Source organism: Nocardia sp. NPDC052001 (assembly GCF_040680615.1).
In the GTDB taxonomy this organism is placed as follows: Bacteria; Actinomycetota; Actinomycetes; order Mycobacteriales; family Mycobacteriaceae; genus Nocardia.
In genome coordinates this window covers 363,453-377,426 of record NZ_JBFAXC010000002.1, presented here as the reverse complement: position 1 = coordinate 377,426, position 13,974 = coordinate 363,453, and the positions used below count along the sequence as shown (strand labels likewise).

The 13,974-nt window shown below is 67.6% G+C and carries 16 protein-coding genes; 7 read left to right on the top strand and 9 right to left on the bottom strand.

The window, feature by feature from the left end; genetic code table 11:
• Nucleotide 1: 1 nt before the first annotated feature.
• On the bottom strand, nt 2-1,021 hold the full coding sequence (locus AB0L82_RS10010) for an oxygenase MpaB family protein (RefSeq protein WP_364633465.1): 1,020 nt from the start codon (nt 1,019-1,021) through the stop codon (nt 2-4).
• Nucleotides 1,022-1,086: 65 nt separating this feature from the next.
• Between AB0L82_RS10010 and AB0L82_RS10005 the strand changes: the two genes are divergently transcribed.
• Entirely contained in the window at nt 1,087-1,743 is a 657-nt protein-coding gene (locus AB0L82_RS10005) for a TetR/AcrR family transcriptional regulator (RefSeq protein WP_364633463.1), read from the top strand.
• Nucleotides 1,744-1,752: 9 nt separating this feature from the next.
• Here the strand turns inward: AB0L82_RS10005 and hpnE are convergent, their stop codons facing one another.
• From hpnE to AB0L82_RS09980, 5 genes are all read right to left on the bottom strand, one after another.
• Nucleotides 1,753-3,102 (bottom strand): hydroxysqualene dehydroxylase HpnE, encoded by a 1,350-nt coding sequence (hpnE, locus tag AB0L82_RS10000; RefSeq protein WP_364633461.1) that lies wholly within the window; start codon nt 3,100-3,102, stop codon nt 1,753-1,755.
• A gap of 86 nt (nt 3,103-3,188) precedes the next feature.
• Nucleotides 3,189-4,598 (bottom strand): amino acid permease, encoded by a 1,410-nt coding sequence (locus tag AB0L82_RS09995; protein ID WP_364633459.1) that lies wholly within the window; start codon nt 4,596-4,598, stop codon nt 3,189-3,191.
• 197 nt (nt 4,599-4,795) lie between these two features.
• Nucleotides 4,796-5,212 (bottom strand): pyridoxamine 5'-phosphate oxidase family protein, encoded by a 417-nt coding sequence (locus tag AB0L82_RS09990; protein WP_364633457.1) that lies wholly within the window; start codon nt 5,210-5,212, stop codon nt 4,796-4,798.
• A 72-nt stretch (nt 5,213-5,284) separates the two neighbouring features.
• Entirely contained in the window at nt 5,285-6,256 is a 972-nt protein-coding gene (gene ligD, locus AB0L82_RS09985; protein WP_364633455.1) for a non-homologous end-joining DNA ligase, read from the bottom strand.
• 121 nt (nt 6,257-6,377) lie between these two features.
• Nucleotides 6,378-6,569: a hypothetical protein gene (locus AB0L82_RS09980; protein WP_364633453.1), complete on the bottom strand. Its 192-nt coding sequence runs from the start codon at nt 6,567-6,569 to the stop codon at nt 6,378-6,380.
• 144 nt (nt 6,570-6,713) lie between these two features.
• Here AB0L82_RS09980 and AB0L82_RS09975 point away from each other — a divergent pair, with 144 nt between their 5' ends.
• From AB0L82_RS09975 to AB0L82_RS09965, 3 genes are all read left to right on the top strand, one after another.
• Nucleotides 6,714-7,181, top strand: a complete 468-nt coding sequence (locus AB0L82_RS09975; RefSeq protein ID WP_364633451.1) for a hypothetical protein — start codon at nt 6,714-6,716, stop codon at nt 7,179-7,181.
• Between the two features lie 9 nt (nt 7,182-7,190).
• The gene (locus AB0L82_RS09970; protein ID WP_364633449.1) at nt 7,191-7,346 is read left to right on the top strand and encodes a hypothetical protein; all 156 of its coding nucleotides are present in this window, start codon (nt 7,191-7,193) and stop codon (nt 7,344-7,346) included.
• Between the two features lie 76 nt (nt 7,347-7,422).
• Nucleotides 7,423-8,337, top strand: coding sequence for a 2-hydroxyacid dehydrogenase (locus AB0L82_RS09965; RefSeq protein WP_364633448.1), 915 nt, complete (start codon nt 7,423-7,425; stop codon nt 8,335-8,337).
• Between the two features lie 130 nt (nt 8,338-8,467).
• Here AB0L82_RS09965 and AB0L82_RS09960 read toward each other — a convergent pair whose 3' ends face one another.
• Nucleotides 8,468-9,070, bottom strand: coding sequence for a hypothetical protein (locus AB0L82_RS09960; protein WP_364633446.1), 603 nt, complete (start codon nt 9,068-9,070; stop codon nt 8,468-8,470).
• A 131-nt stretch (nt 9,071-9,201) separates the two neighbouring features.
• Entirely contained in the window at nt 9,202-11,127 is a 1,926-nt protein-coding gene (locus AB0L82_RS09955; protein WP_364633445.1) for a translation factor GTPase family protein, read from the bottom strand.
• 208 nt (nt 11,128-11,335) lie between these two features.
• On the opposite strand from AB0L82_RS09955, the gene AB0L82_RS09950 reads away from it, so the two are divergent.
• Nucleotides 11,336-12,271: a hypothetical protein gene (locus AB0L82_RS09950; RefSeq protein WP_364633443.1), complete on the top strand. Its 936-nt coding sequence runs from the start codon at nt 11,336-11,338 to the stop codon at nt 12,269-12,271.
• Between the two features lie 134 nt (nt 12,272-12,405).
• On the opposite strand, the gene AB0L82_RS09945 is transcribed toward AB0L82_RS09950, so the two are convergent.
• A complete protein-coding gene (locus tag AB0L82_RS09945; RefSeq protein WP_364633441.1) occupies nt 12,406-13,011 on the bottom strand; it encodes a TetR/AcrR family transcriptional regulator in 606 nt (201 codons plus the stop codon).
• Between the two features lie 118 nt (nt 13,012-13,129).
• Between AB0L82_RS09945 and AB0L82_RS09940 the strand changes: the two genes are divergently transcribed.
• Nucleotides 13,130-13,525, top strand: coding sequence for a nuclear transport factor 2 family protein (locus tag AB0L82_RS09940; RefSeq protein ID WP_364633439.1), 396 nt, complete (start codon nt 13,130-13,132; stop codon nt 13,523-13,525).
• A 37-nt stretch (nt 13,526-13,562) separates the two neighbouring features.
• On the top strand, nt 13,563-13,955 hold the full coding sequence (locus AB0L82_RS09935; RefSeq protein WP_364633437.1) for an NUDIX hydrolase: 393 nt from the start codon (nt 13,563-13,565) through the stop codon (nt 13,953-13,955).
• Nucleotides 13,956-13,974: the final 19 nt, after the last annotated feature.

Here is a 13,974-nt window from a genome sequence, read left to right as displayed (position 1 = left end):
CTCAAAACCCTGTCAGCTGACGGAATGTGGTGACCGCGTCCGTGCCGGAATCGGCGTGGACGGGGCAGTAGTGCTTGGGATCGGCGCGATGTTCGGGTGCGGGCCAGAGCGCCCGGGGCGCTTCCGGCGGCGGTAACTCGCCCGGCCGTTTCCCGGCGGCGCGGCGGCGCGCGGCGCGAATGCGCGGGAACGCGTAGTTCACCTCGGCCGGGGTGATCCGATTGGCCGCCGACAGGGCCCGGCACAGCCGGTCGAAGAGCCATTGATCGCGCGCGGTCCAGGTGAAGCCCATGGTGCGGCGAATCGCGGGATCACACAGTCCGACGGTGACGAATTTGACCAGTCGCCCACCGCCGGGGCGAATCAGCTTCTCCCACAGTGGTTCCGGAAGCCGCCGCAGCACCGGGAACGGCGGGACGGGCGCGTGGTCGATCAGGTTGAACACATCCCAGGCGGCCTTGGTCGGTTCGAGGGTATCCCGGCACATATCGCGCCAGTACCGCTGGAAGGCGGGCCAGGATTCCGGCACCACCCGCATGCTCATGCCGTACAGCTCGTACCAGCGGTAATGCTCTCGCCAGAGTTGTTCGCGCTCCGGCGCGCTCAGCCCGCCCATGAAGAGTTCGGCCGTGCGCAGGGTCTGCACGAAGAACACCGCGTGCGCCCAGTAGAAGGTCTCCGGATCCAGCGCGTGATAGCGGCGGCCCTGTGCGTCGACGCCTTTGATCTCGCGGTGGTATCCGACGATCTCCCGCGCGGTGCGCCGGGCGTGCGGTCCGTCGAAGACCACCCCGAGAATCGGATAGGCCGAACGCAATACGCGCTGATACGGCTCGCTCGCGATATCGGAATGGAATTCCACGCCCGCACCGAGTCCGGGGTGCATGTTCTGCACCATGCCCATGAAGAATCCGGTCGGCGCGTAATACAGCGACCCGAAGATTCGCCATGTCAGCGAGTCCGGTCCCAGCGGTTCCGGTTCGGGGTGCGGGTCGCTTCCGACCTCGGCGTGTGTCACCATGGCCACAGGCTGACACGAATATTTACTCGCATTCAATTCGCGTTCCGAACCGCAGTGGAAATGACATGCCACCGAAACGACACGTCCCGAAATCGCCTGCCGCACCCCGGAAAACGCCGCGGCAGGATCGCTCGCGCGCCATGGTCGGGCGGATCGTGGACGCCGGTGAGCTGGTGCTCATCGCGCACGGTTACGACGGCTGTTCCACCAATCGGGTCGCCGAGGCGGCGGGTATCAGTCCCGGATCGCTGTATCAGTACTTCCCGAACAAGGATGCGGTGGTGGCGGCGGTCATCGAGCGGTACACCGGTGTGGTCGCCGAGCGGGTGCGCGCCCGGGTGGTGGCGAATATGACCCGCGATCCGGAAATCGCGGTGCCCGAGACTATTTCCGAACTCCTGGACGCCCTGGGCACCCATCGTGAACTGCTGCGCGCGGTGGTGGAGCAGACCCCGCGGCTGTCCTCCGGCGCGACGGTGCTGGCGTTCGAACAGCAGATCGGCGAATTGGCGCGGCTGGGATTGTCCATGCGCTCACGCGCGGTTCCGCCCGATGTCGATTTCGACGCGGCCGCCTGGATGCTGGTGCGCGCGGTGGAACATCTCACCATTCGATATCTGCTCGATGATCCGCCGATCCCGCGCGAACGCTTCCTCGCCGATATCACCCGCCTGGTACTCAATTACTTTCGCGAACCGCGACCGCGAGCCGAACGCGAGTAATCGGCGGCACTACAGCGCGAGCAGCAGGTCCACCGCGCGGGATGCGCTCTGTGCCGCGCTCTCCATGGTGGCGGACCAGTCGGTGCTGGTCCAGTCGCCCGCGAGCACGAGCGTCGGTATCGAGGTGCGCTGGCCCGGGCGCAATCCGTCGGTGCCGACCACCTGGGAGAAGGTGGCGCGCGGCATCGGAACCACCTGCGCGTACAGCACTTCGGCGGCCGCGGCGGCCGGATAGTAGCGGCGCAGCAGTGCCATCTGCTCGTCCACCACCTCGTGACTGGGTTTGTGCACCTGCCCGTAGGCCCCGCTGGTGGTGAGGCAGTACAGCCAGCCGTGTTCGGTGCCGCGCCCGTGCATGCGCTGCCGGTCGAAGACCTGGTCGATGACATCCGCGCCGCCGATCAGCGCCTCCATCGCGGCTTCGGTGCCCAGTGGGCGATCCAGGTACAGGTTGGTGCTGACGATCGGGGTGTACCCCAATTTATCCGCGGCCGAATAGATCTCATCGTGTTCGGGCAGTTCGTCCAGCAGTCCGCCGAGATAGGAGTTGGGTACCGCGCACACCACCGCATCGGCCGGGACGAGGTCACCGTCGGCGAGCGCCACACCGGTGACGGCGCCCTTCTCGATCCGAATCCGCCGGGCCACAGCGCGATAGCGCACCTGCACGCCGTACTGTTCGAAGACCCGGTGCGCCCCAGTGACGAAGAGCGTATCGAGATCGGTGGTCGGATAGCCGATGCTGACCGCCCGGCGATGCTTGACGCCCAGGCGAATTCCGGTGGCGAGCACATCGGCGAAGACCTTGGCCGATTCCTGTCGCACCGGTTCCGCGGCGATGCCGAGCGCCAGCCAATCCCACAGCGCCTCACGCGCGGTGGCGGGCATGCCGAGCCGCCGGAACCATTGATCGGTGGTGAGATCGGCCAGATCGGCGGGCTGACGCAGACTCTGCCAGCCCATGCGCATGGTGGCCATCGCGGCCCGAGCCCGATCGCCCGCGCTCGCATCGGGATGTGCGCCGAGTAGTGAGCGCAGGGCCTGAAATCCCTTGGTGCCCATGGTCGTGGTGCGCCCGCCCGGCCAGCGCAGCACGCCTCGATGCGGGAATTCCACGTAATCGCGGGTGCCGACGCTGGTCAGGTACCGGAACAGGTGGTCATAGCCACTGGCGATGACATGCTGCCCGTTATCCGGAATATCGTGCAGCGCGGGCACTTCGAGCGCATGGGTGCGCCCGCCGAGCCGGCCGCGCCGCTCCAGCAGTGTGACCTGTTTACCGGCCTCGGCCAGCCACACCGCGGAGGCCAGGCCCGCGAGCCCGCCTCCGATCACCACATACCGTCGCGGATCGTTCATGCGCGCTCCCGGAGCCATTGCCTTCACTGGCAAGGTAGTCCTCCGGGAGCGCCGACATGCCGTGTTCGGCTGAAACGTGTTGCTGTTCAAACGCTTTCAGGCTGGGCGTTACGCCGGGTCAGCAGCGGATACGCGGCGCACACCAGCACGCCCCAGACCACGCCGACCACGACCGCGGTGCGACCCGATTCGGTGCAGAACAGCAGCACCACGACCAGCGCCAGGAAGGCCAGCGCCACCGCGGAGGTGAACGGCGCACCGGGCAGCCGGTAATCACTGGCCGGGAGCGCTCCGGCGCGCACCCGCGCGCGATAGATCATGTGGCACACCAGGATCACGCCCCAGACGAAGATGATGCCGATGGTGGACACCGAGGTGACATACCCGAACGCCTTCTCCGGCGAGAAGTAGTTCACGCCGACGCCGATCACCATGACCGCCGCCGATACCGCGATTCCGGCCGCTGGCACCGAACGAGAGCTCAACTCGCCCAGCCCCTTCGGGGCCTCATCGCGCTGGGCCAGACTGCGCAGCATGCGCCCGGTCGAGTAGATGCCCGAATTGCAGGAGGACAGCGCCGCCGTCAACAGCACGAAGTTGATGATGGCCGCCGCGCCCGGAATGCCGATCTGCTCGAACACCTCCACGAACGGACTGCGACCCGAATGGAAGGTGCGCCAGCTGGACACCGACATGATGACGATGAGCGCGCCGATGTAGAACAGGCCGATGCGGAACGGCAGCGTATTGATCGCCTTGCGCAGCGTCTTCTTCGGATCGCGGGCCTCACCGGCGGTCACGCCCACCAGTTCCACACCGACGTAGGCGAACAGCACGATCTGCAGCGCCAGCAGGGCCTGACTGAACCCGTTCGGGAAGACGCCGCCGTCGTTCCACAGATTGCTCACGGTCGGGTTGGCGGCGTGGCCGAACCCGAACAGCAGCACCCCGATGCCGATCAGGATCATGGCGATGATGGCGGTGACCTTGATGGTGGAGAACCAGAACTCGCCCTCGCCGAAGAGCTTCACCGACACCAGGTTCGCCACGAACATGATGCCGAGCACCACCAGCGCGGTCACCCACTGCGGGATGTCGAACCAGTACTGCACGTACTTGCCCGCCACGGTGATCTCGGCCATGCAGGTGGCGACCCAGACCGCCCAGTAGGTCCAGCCGGTGGCGAAGCCCGCGAAGCGGCCCAGGAATTCATTCGCGTATTCGGCGAAGCTGCCGGTGACCGGGCGATAGGTGAGCAGTTCGCCCAGTGCCCGCATGATGACGAAGATGGCCAGGCCCGCCGCGAGGTAGGCCAGAATGAGTGCGGGACCGGCCTGTTCGATGGCGCCGCCCGCGCCGTAGAACAATCCGGTCCCGATGGCCCCGCCGATCGCGATCATCTGGATGGTGCGCGGGGATAGTCCGCGCGAATAGCCCTCGTCGGTGGTGGCCGCGCCGGTCTCGGTGACCCGCGCCTGCCTGTCCGATGCAGTCATACGTTCCTTCCACGAGCGAGCGGCCGCACCGCTGAGCGGTGTGGTTCACACCGCGTCACGTGGGCCGCGCCGAGCTAACCGGCGGGTTGCCGCACTCGGTCCAACGGCGTGTCACGCTACCGCAGAGGTATCGCGCGTCACAGGCGGCGGGCCGCCAGCGCTGGTGAGGAAGGTGCGGGATCTACCGATCGGTAACCTCAGGCGTCGAGATCGTCGACCAGTTCGAGTCCGGTGACGATCTCGGTCTCGATCCGAATGACATGGTCCATCGGCATATTGATCCACGGGTCCAGCAGCGTCTCGTAGCGCTGGGTCTGTTCGGGATCCATCACCACCCGGGCCACGCCGGTGACGATGACGCTCCAGCCGCGCCGGGTGTGCTCATCGAAGTCGTCGGCCTCGTACGCCACGATCTGCCCGTCACCTCGCAGCAGACTTGCGCCCAGATTCGCCCGCACTACGACAGCGTCCGGTTCGACAATATGGTTCACGGGCCTGATGATCGGAAGTCCGCGACGCGAGAAAACGATTCGGCCGTATTGTGCGCTTGCCAACCGCTCGAGTGAATCGGCAGCCGAGAGTTCGCGCAGCCTTCGTGACCCTTCGCCGCCCATTCCTCCGATTGTGGTCGCTTCTTCGGAATTTGGCCAATTGTGTTGCCGCAACGCAATGTTCATAGGCCGGGCTCAGTGCACCGGAGGTACCTCCACCTGCGCCGGAGCCTTGTCCGTGCGCAGACCTTTCCAACTCGGCATACGGAGCCGGGCGCCCGCGAATTCGCGATACTGCACATCGCCCACCAGGATCGGATCCACCCAGTGCCAGCGGCCCGCCGCGGCTTCCGGCGGCGCGGGGTCGAAAGGGCTTGTGACGACCTCGATTTCATCGAGGGTGCGGCGAATAATGCGCCGGGCGGTCTGGGTGAAGCCGGTGCCGACATTGCCGATGTAGGCGAATCGACCGGTCTCGTCGTATGCGCCGAGGACCAGTGAACCGAACGTGGGAGCCATCGCACCGGTCCCCGGCGTCCAACCGGCAACCACCACTTCGGTATTGCGCCGCAGCGGTGTCTTGATCCAGGCGGGCGATCGACGGCCGGGCAGATACACCGAATCGACGCGCTTGGACACGATGCCCTCGAGGTGATGGTCACGAGCCGCATTCAGCAAACTGTCCGCATCCATATCGAGCCAGTGCGGCGGGGCGGAGAGCGGGTCGGTGAACTCCAGTCCGGCCAGTATGTCCCGGCGCGTCAGATACGGCTCGGGCATGGTGTCGCGATCCCCCAGCGTGAGGATGTCGAAGGCGAAGAACCGCACCGGAACCTCCGCGACGAGCTGTTCACCCGGCCGCGCCACATGCATGCGCCGCTGCAGCAGCCCGAAGGAGGGCGCGCCGTCCGGCCGCTGCGCCACGATCTCGCCGTCCAGGATCAGAGATCCCATACCCGCCAAGGTCTTCAGCGCGGCCACCAACTCCGGATAGGACGAGCCGACGGAGTTGCCGTTGCGACTGTAGAGCGCGCACTCCCCCGCCGCGCACACCGCGATGATCCGCACCCCGTCCCATTTCATCTCCACCGCCCATCCGGGCTCGTCCGGCGGCGTACCGCCGACCGCCAGCATGGGGGCCGGGACACCGGACAGCGGCCAGACCACGGCGGGCCGCTACCCGCGCAGACAATCGGGCAATGGGGACATGCCCCGGAGTTTGCCGTTCGATTGCCATTCCGGGCGGGCGACCCGCCGGGAGCGATCCCTTCGTTACCGCGGCACCGCGCTACTGGGCCGAGATGCCCTGCTGACGCAGCACATCCAGCACCTCGCCGTAGCTCAGCGAGGAGTTCACGGTGAGGGTCTCCGAGGACTTGTCGGCATTCACCGCACTGGTCGAGTCCATCCCGCGCAGTGCGCGTTCGGCCTGATCGGCATCGGCGGAGAAATGCGGGAGTTGGAATGTGTAGGCGCTCATACTGTCTGCCTTCCGGGTGGATTTCGCGAACACTTCCGCAATGACCGGCGAGCCGCCCGGCAAACCCCGGCGCGTCGCCCAGCCAACCCGGACAACCCCGCGTCCTGCGGGTTTGTTGTGCCGTACCGCGGGAATAGCGACAGTATGTTCACCATCATCGGGCTCATCGCGCTGGTCGCGGCCGTGGCCGTAGGGGTCGCGGGGATAGTCGCCAACAGCGGCGAAAGCCATCTGCTCTCCGGCGGTTTCACCGTCTTCGGTCATAACTACACGGGCTCCTCGGGCCTACTTTTCGCGTACGGCATCCTCATCGGCGCCGTCGGTACCTGCGGGCTCATCATGCTGCTGGCGGGCACCTGGACCACCTCCCGCCGCGGTATCGCCGCACGCCGGGACCTGAGACAGTCGCGGCGCGAAATAGCCGCCGCGCGAAAGGAATTCGGTACACCCGTCCCGGATACCGCGCCCGCCAGGCCGGTCGCGGCGCAGCCCGTGATGGCGAAGCCGGCGCCGGCCGCCGCCCCCGCGCAGCAGCCGCAGTGGTCGATGAACCGCTTCCTGCGCCGGCCGTCGGCCGACACTCCGGCCAACCCCGCAACAACCTCCAAATAGGAATTCGTCATGATTGTTCTCGGACTCGTCCTGCTCGTCATCGGCTGGCTCGTCGGCATTCCGCTGCTGACCACGCTCGGCATCATCGTGCTGGTGGCCGGTCTGGTGCTCTGGGCGCTCGGCTCGGTCGGCCGTCCGGTCGGCGGCAGGCGCTGGTATTACTAACCCTCATTGACAGCATTGAATAGACAGCATTGACAGCTCGCGACCGCCGCGAGGCCCATCCGATAACGTCACCACCATGAGTGTGACTGTGCTCGTTCCGGATGATTACGGCCTCGCGGCGGTCGCGCGTCTGGAGGGCGTGCGGGCGTTGCGTTTCCGGCTCGGGGAGCCCTTGCCCGCCGGGGCCGAGGAGGCCGAGGTGCTGGTGCCCGGGTTCCTGGTCGGCCCCGAAGCGGTGCATATGACCTGGGAGCTGCCGAAACTGCGACTGGTGCAATTGCTCACCGCCGGTGCGGAGGCGTGGGTCGGGAAGGTGCCCGAGGGGGTCATGCTCTCGATCGCGCGCGGTGCGCACGGGGCGAGCACCGCCGAATGGGCGATGACCGGATTGCTCACGGTGTATCGGGAATTCGTGGAGTTCGCGGCGGCGCAGCGCGAGCATCGGTGGACCCAGCATCAGACCGACACCCTGTCCGGCAAACGGATTCTCATCGTGGGCGCGGGCGATCTCGCCAATGAGCTGGAACGCAAGCTGCTCGCGTTCGACGCCACGGTCGCCAAGGTCGGCACCCGGGCACGGGCGGGCGTGCACGGGGTGGACGAATTGCCCGGGCTGCTGGGCGATTTCGACGTCGTGGTGCTGATGGTGCCGGTGACCGCCGCGACCACCGGCATGGTGGACGCGCGATTCCTGTCCCGCATGGCCGATGGCGCGATCCTGGTGAACGCGGCACGCGGTCCGGTGGTGCGCACCGACGCCCTGCTCGCCGAGCTCGAATCCGGCCGTCTGCGCGCGATTCTCGATGTCACCGATCCGGAGCCGCTGCCCGCGGGGCATCCGCTCTGGGATGCGCCGGGTGTGCTCATCACCCCGCACGTGGGCGGCAGCAGCCGGGGCAGTCAGCAGCGCGGCTGGGCCATCGCGGTCGAGCAGATCGGCAGATATCTCGCGGGTGAGGCGCCTCAGCACCTGGTGCACGGCGAATACTGAACCGCGGGTCACCGCGAATACCGCTCCGCGCCCGTACATCTCGCGATCAGCGGCTGTCCCTGGCAGCTCAGCGACCGTCCCCGCCTGATCAGCGGCTGTCCCTGCCGGATCAGCGGCCGTCCCCGCCGGATCAGAGGCTGTCCTTGCCGATCGGCCGGTTCATCGACCGCCATTCCCGGTCCCAGCGCGAATTGCGCCGGGTTTCCAGCACGGTCCCGGTGATCCACACCGTCGCCGCTGCGGCACACCAGCTTTCGACCAGAATGGCGAGTCCGGTGCCGACGCCCTCGGCCGCGGCCGCACCCGGCCGTGCGGGTGCGATGGTGGGGTTGCCGTCATTGCCGATCCACAGCGGCACCGTACTGCCCACGGTCTGCGGTGCGGGCACGTCGATGGTCGCGATCACGGTGTGCCCGTCGTGATTCCAGGTCGCGGGCGCCTGATACCGGTCCTGGTGCACCCCGTACCGGTCGGCCGCCGGCAGCCGCAGCGTCTCCCCGGTGAGCGTGGCGTCCACGTGTTCCTTACCCGCGTCCTGTGCCGCGATCCGAGCCGCCGCCCCGGTGTAGCTCACGGTCCCGATCGCACCCGATACCGGTATCGCCACCACGACGGCCGCCACCGCCAGCGCCCGGACCACCACCTCGAATCGATCCGAAAACCGCATGAGCGGATTGGGATTCCACGGCCGGACCCGCCAGGCCCGCACCGACGTGGGAGGACTCTCCGACACCAGGACCACCTCCTCCACGGCGTCGCACTACCTTGATATCGGTAGCCATACCCACTCTGATACCCCTCGAAAAGCGGATTGTCCAGCGGGAACTCAGATTCGGCGGGTGAGGCGGACAATCGGCGCGCGGATCACCATCGTGTTCGCGATTCGGGCCCCGCGCCGAGCGGCCGATCCCCGGACGGACGCGACCACCACATGCCCTCGCCCCGGGTCAGACCCGGCAATCGCTGTTCGGCCGAGCGCACCCGGCGCGCGGGAAGGGTTCCGATGAGCTGCCAGCCGGTCGCGCCGGGCACGGTGTCCTCGATCTCCGCGCCGAGTTCGGTGAGACAGGACAGGACCGGTGCGATCGTGTCGGCGGGTACTTCGGCCTCGAAGGCGTGGCAGGGCTCGTAGATCTCGGTTCCCGCGGCGTCGAGGGCGCGGGCCAGCACCACCGGTGTCAGCGCGCGAAAGTCACCGGCGGTGCTGAGCGGGCCGACGAAACCCGAACGGGTCAGGGTGACAACGCAATCGGTGACGGGCCTGCCGTGTGGTCCGGTGCGCAGCGTGGCGTGCACCGTCTCCTCGATGGCGCAGTGGAAGGCGTGCGGTAGCGCGCCCAGTTCGGTCTCGTAACGGAAGGCGGTACCGGATCCGATGGGTGCGGGTTCGACGCGTAGGCCGATGGTGGCCCACCAGCCGCCGGGGCTGGGTGCGCGTCTGCCCATTTCCTCGCATGATTCGCCGCTGTCGCGCGGTCGCTCGACATAGGCGGGGCGGAACGGTTCGAAGATCGCGGCTATGCCGAATTCCTGTGCCAGGGTCGCGGCGATGATCTCCTGCTGGATCTCGCCGTACAGCAGTAGTGCGGTGCCGCCGCCGGGTGCCGCGGTCGCGTGGATGAAGGGGTCCTGTTCGGACAGTTGTCGCAGGGCCAGGTGCAGTCGGGCCGCCGCGCTCGGATCGGCGGAGCTGACCACGGTGCGGAATGTGGGTGCGGGAAAGTGTTGTGCGGCACTGTTTTCCGAACCCTCGGCACCGAGCCGGTCCCCCACCCGTAGCTCGGCCGGGCCGCTGATTCTGGCGATGCCGCCCGCGCGCAACCGGTCGGCGGCAGGCTCGCCGATGACCTCGACGGCGGTGATCCGGCCGGTGTACGAACTCTCGGTGCCATCCGGGTCGCGGCGACGCATGATCACCTGTTGACGCGGGATCACCGTTCCCGCGAACAGCCTCAGATAGGCGGTTTTGGCACCGGATGGTCCGCGTTCGAGCGCGAACACGATGCCCTCGGGATCGGCGGTCTCATCGCCGGGGTGCGGGCGCAGCAGCGCGGTCATTCCGTCGATGAGCGCGTCGATGCCCTGGCCGCTGATGGCCGAACCGAAGTACACCGGATGGGTACGGCCCGCGTCGACGCTGTCCGCGAACGCGGTCCACAGTTCGGCGGCGGTAGGGTCCGGCCCGTCGACCAGGCGATCCAGCCAGGCGTCATCGGTGTCGGCGAGCAACTCCGACAGGCGAGCGGTGAACTCCGGGGCCGCAGGTGAGACCGCGAGTGCGCGGGCCGACCGGGTGCCGAGGTCGCACACCTCCGTCATGGGGATCAGATGCGGTGTCAGCCACCGCCGAATATCGTCGAGCAGTTCGTCCCGGCGCGCACCGCGCCGATCGATCTTGTTGACGAAAAGTACTACCGGCACGCGCATTTCGCGCAGCGCTCGCATCAGGCGGCGGGTCTGCGCCTGGACGCCCTCCACCGCGGACAGCACCAGGATCGCGCCGTCGAGCACCGCGAGCGCGCGATCCACCTCCGCGATGAAATCGGAGTGCCCGGGAGTGTCGACCAGATTCACCTGGACGTCGTCGGCGGTGCAGGACACCACCGAGGAGCGCACGGTGATACCGCGCTGACGTTCGATCGCCCCGGTGTCGGTGCGGGTATTGCCCGCGTCGACCGCACCGAGCACGTCGATGACGCCGGTATCGAACAGCAGGCGTTCGGTCAGGCTGGTTTTACCGGCGTCAACGTGCGCCAGGATGCCGATATTGAGGGTGTGCCGAATATGCATGGGAGTCGAAGTCCTCGAAAGTCACCGTCCGGTAAGGGATTTGGGGTGTATCGAGGAATCGGCGCATGGCATCTCCCGCTGTGAATGGACCGGACACCAGCACGTTTCCACCATCGGCGGCGACCGGCAACTGATTTTCGGCGTCCCCGGCAACACCCGGGCGAACCATGCGCCCGGCCGATCCGGCGGGCTCGTAGGCTTGACTCTCATGGCGCTGGACGAGGTTGCGGCCGAACTCTACGGGGCGGCGCCCGCGGACTTCGTGGCGTTGCGCACCGAACGGGCCGGTCAGGCGCGGGCCGACGGGGACAGGGCGCTGGCCGCGGAGATCGGGAAGTTGCGGCGGCCCACCGTGGCGGCGTGGGCGGTGAACCTGCTGGCCCGCGCAGCCGCCGAGGATGTGGCCGCGTTACTGGATCTGGGCGCGGCCCTGCGCGAGGCGCAGCGCCGACTCTCGGCCGAGCAATTGCGCGCGCTCAGCGCTCAGCGGCAACAGGTGATCAGCGCACTCACCCGCAAGGCCGGTGATCTGGCCGCCGCACACGGACAGCAACTCACCGAATCGGTGCTGCGGGATATCGGCGGCACCCTCCAGGCCGCGCTGGCAGATCCGGAGATCGGCGATCAGGTCAGCGCCGGAACGCTCACCGCCGCGGCCAGTTACGAAGGATTCGGTCCCGCCGGGCTCGTCGCCGTCCCCGATACGGGCGGTGCCGCAGAGGATTCCGGAGCGGCCGGGACACCTGACAGCCCATCGCACGTCACACGGACCGGTCGTACACCCCGCAGGCAATCCACCGAGTCCGCACCCCGGACCGCTTCAGGCCGCAGCGATAGTGCGTCCAAGGCGCAAGCCAGAGCGCAGGCCGAGGCGCGCCGCGAACTGAAGGAATCGCTCGCCGAGATCGAATCCGCCCGCGCCACGGTACTTTCCACGCGTTCCGAACACGACACCGCCGCCGCCCAACTGACAGACCTCGATTCCCGCATCACCGAACTCCGCGACGAATTGGCGCAGGCCCAGGAACAACGCCGTTTCACCGCCGCCGCCGAAAGGTCAGCCAAGGAGTCCCTGCGACACGCAGAACAGCAGCTCGAGGCCGCCGAACGCCGAGCGGAAGCGGCCCGGAATCGACTGCCCTGACACCGATTTCGCCACGGTTGAGCCGAATGACCGACTGCTCGTTCACCGTTCCCGCCATCGGGCGAGGGCATCGGCGATCACCTATCCGGCTGCCGAATTCGCCGCGGCGTCGGCGATCACTCGCTCGACTACAGCTATTCGACGGCGAGGCCCGCGATCAGCTGTTCGATCACCGCTCGGATGGCCGGGGTCTCGGCGTCGGAATCGGTGGTGTTGGCCAGGCATTGCGCCGCCTCGTCCAGTGCCCCGACGATGATCAGCGCCAGCGGCCGAACCGGTTGCGCGCGTACCCGTCCCGCCGCGATGGCACCGGCCAGCGCGTTCTCCACCAGGCCGATGGTGTGCCGCAGTTCGATCTCGCGCCAGCGGCTCCACCCCAGTACCGCGGGTGCGTCCAGCAGCGCGATGCGCCGGACATCCGGTGCGGTGGAGGCGTCCAGCCAGGCCAGGCACCCCACGGTCAGGCTCGCCAGCGGGTCGGTGGCCCGGGCTCCCGCGACGGCCGCACCGATCACCTGGACCAGATCGCGTTCCAGGTCTTCGAACGCCGCCTCGAACAGTTCGCGCTTCTCACCGAACTGGTGGTAGAGCGCACCCCGGCTGACCCCGGCGGCAGCCGCTACCGCGACCGTGCTGACCGCCCCATATCCGTACTGCCCGAACAGCTCTCGCGCCGCGCGGATGACCGCGCCGCGGGTGGAGGCCGAGCGTTCGGCTTGGGTTCGGCGATCAGCGTTCATGGCGACGTCGAAGTCTAGGGCAGCACCGTCGCGTCTTCGATTCGAGGCATATCGCGCTCCCGCCGGTGCTACCGTTACATACAGTCATCCTGTTTGTATCTTAGAAGGATTTCGCATCATGTCCGATGCCACCAGAGACCTTTTCGAGCGCTATCACGCCTGCTGGGCCGACCACGATCCGGACCGCATCGTCGAATTGCACACTCCCGATTCGATATTCCACCTGCATTCGGGCAGTGCGCCCGCACGCGGCCGCGATGAGATCCGCGCCTCCGCCGCCGGAACCTTCGCCCTGGTCCCGGATCTCACCTTCGAACAGGTCAGTCTCCGTGTCGGAGAGGATTTCTGGGTGGTGCAGTGGGTGCTGCGCGGCACCTCTGTCACCGGATCGCCGGTCGCGGTGGATCTGGCGGATGTGGTCTTCGTCGAGAACGGCCTGGTCCGGGAGAAGCATTCGTACGTGGACGGCGTGGCTATGCGGGCGGCCCTGGCCGCACCGGCGGAAGTATCCTGAGCTCGAAATCGCTTGAGCCGGTGGCATGATCATCGGGGTGAGTGATAAGCACCTGGTGTACTGCCGGATCGAGCGCGACGGCGCGGTCCTGCTGATCCGTCGCGCGCCGGGCGTCTTCCTGGCGGGCCGCTGGGAATTGCCCGGTGGGGGTATCGAACCCGGTGAGCGACCGGAACAGGCCGCGGTCCGCGAGGTGTGCGAGGAGACCGGGCTGACGGTGACGGTCACCCGCGAGCGCGCCGAACATTCCTGGATGGATGTGGCCGGTCGCCCGCTGCGCATTCACGCCCGCGTCTACGAGGTGGCCGAAACCGGTTCCGGCCCGGTCACTCTCAACCCCGAGGAACATGACGACCACGCCTGGTTCACCCCGGAACAGGCCGCGGCCCTGGATCTCGCCGCGCATTTCCGGGCTGCGCTCGCGGGCTGAGCCCACTGTCACCCGGTCC

Excerpts from the sequence above, each read along its gene's own strand:
- AB0L82_RS10010 (WP_364633465.1), bottom strand. The coding sequence starts at position 1,021 with ATGGTGACACACGCCGAGGTCGGAAGCGACCCGCACCCCGAACCGGAA.
- AB0L82_RS10005 (WP_364633463.1), top strand. The coding sequence starts at position 1,087 with ATGCCACCGAAACGACACGTCCCGAAATCGCCTGCCGCACCCCGGAAA.
- hpnE (WP_364633461.1), bottom strand. The coding sequence starts at position 3,102 with ATGAACGATCCGCGACGGTATGTGGTGATCGGAGGCGGGCTCGCGGGC.
- AB0L82_RS09995 (WP_364633459.1), bottom strand. The coding sequence starts at position 4,598 with ATGACTGCATCGGACAGGCAGGCGCGGGTCACCGAGACCGGCGCGGCC.
- AB0L82_RS09990 (WP_364633457.1), bottom strand. The coding sequence starts at position 5,212 with ATGGGCGGCGAAGGGTCACGAAGGCTGCGCGAACTCTCGGCTGCCGAT.
- AB0L82_RS09980 (WP_364633453.1), bottom strand. The coding sequence starts at position 6,569 with ATGAGCGCCTACACATTCCAACTCCCGCATTTCTCCGCCGATGCCGAT.
- AB0L82_RS09975 (WP_364633451.1), top strand. The coding sequence starts at position 6,714 with ATGTTCACCATCATCGGGCTCATCGCGCTGGTCGCGGCCGTGGCCGTA.
- AB0L82_RS09970 (WP_364633449.1), top strand. The coding sequence starts at position 7,191 with ATGATTGTTCTCGGACTCGTCCTGCTCGTCATCGGCTGGCTCGTCGGC.
- AB0L82_RS09965 (WP_364633448.1), top strand. The coding sequence starts at position 7,423 with ATGAGTGTGACTGTGCTCGTTCCGGATGATTACGGCCTCGCGGCGGTC.
- AB0L82_RS09955 (WP_364633445.1), bottom strand. The coding sequence starts at position 11,127 with ATGCATATTCGGCACACCCTCAATATCGGCATCCTGGCGCACGTTGAC.
- AB0L82_RS09950 (WP_364633443.1), top strand. The coding sequence starts at position 11,336 with ATGGCGCTGGACGAGGTTGCGGCCGAACTCTACGGGGCGGCGCCCGCG.
- AB0L82_RS09945 (WP_364633441.1), bottom strand. The coding sequence starts at position 13,011 with ATGAACGCTGATCGCCGAACCCAAGCCGAACGCTCGGCCTCCACCCGC.
- AB0L82_RS09940 (WP_364633439.1), top strand. The coding sequence starts at position 13,130 with ATGTCCGATGCCACCAGAGACCTTTTCGAGCGCTATCACGCCTGCTGG.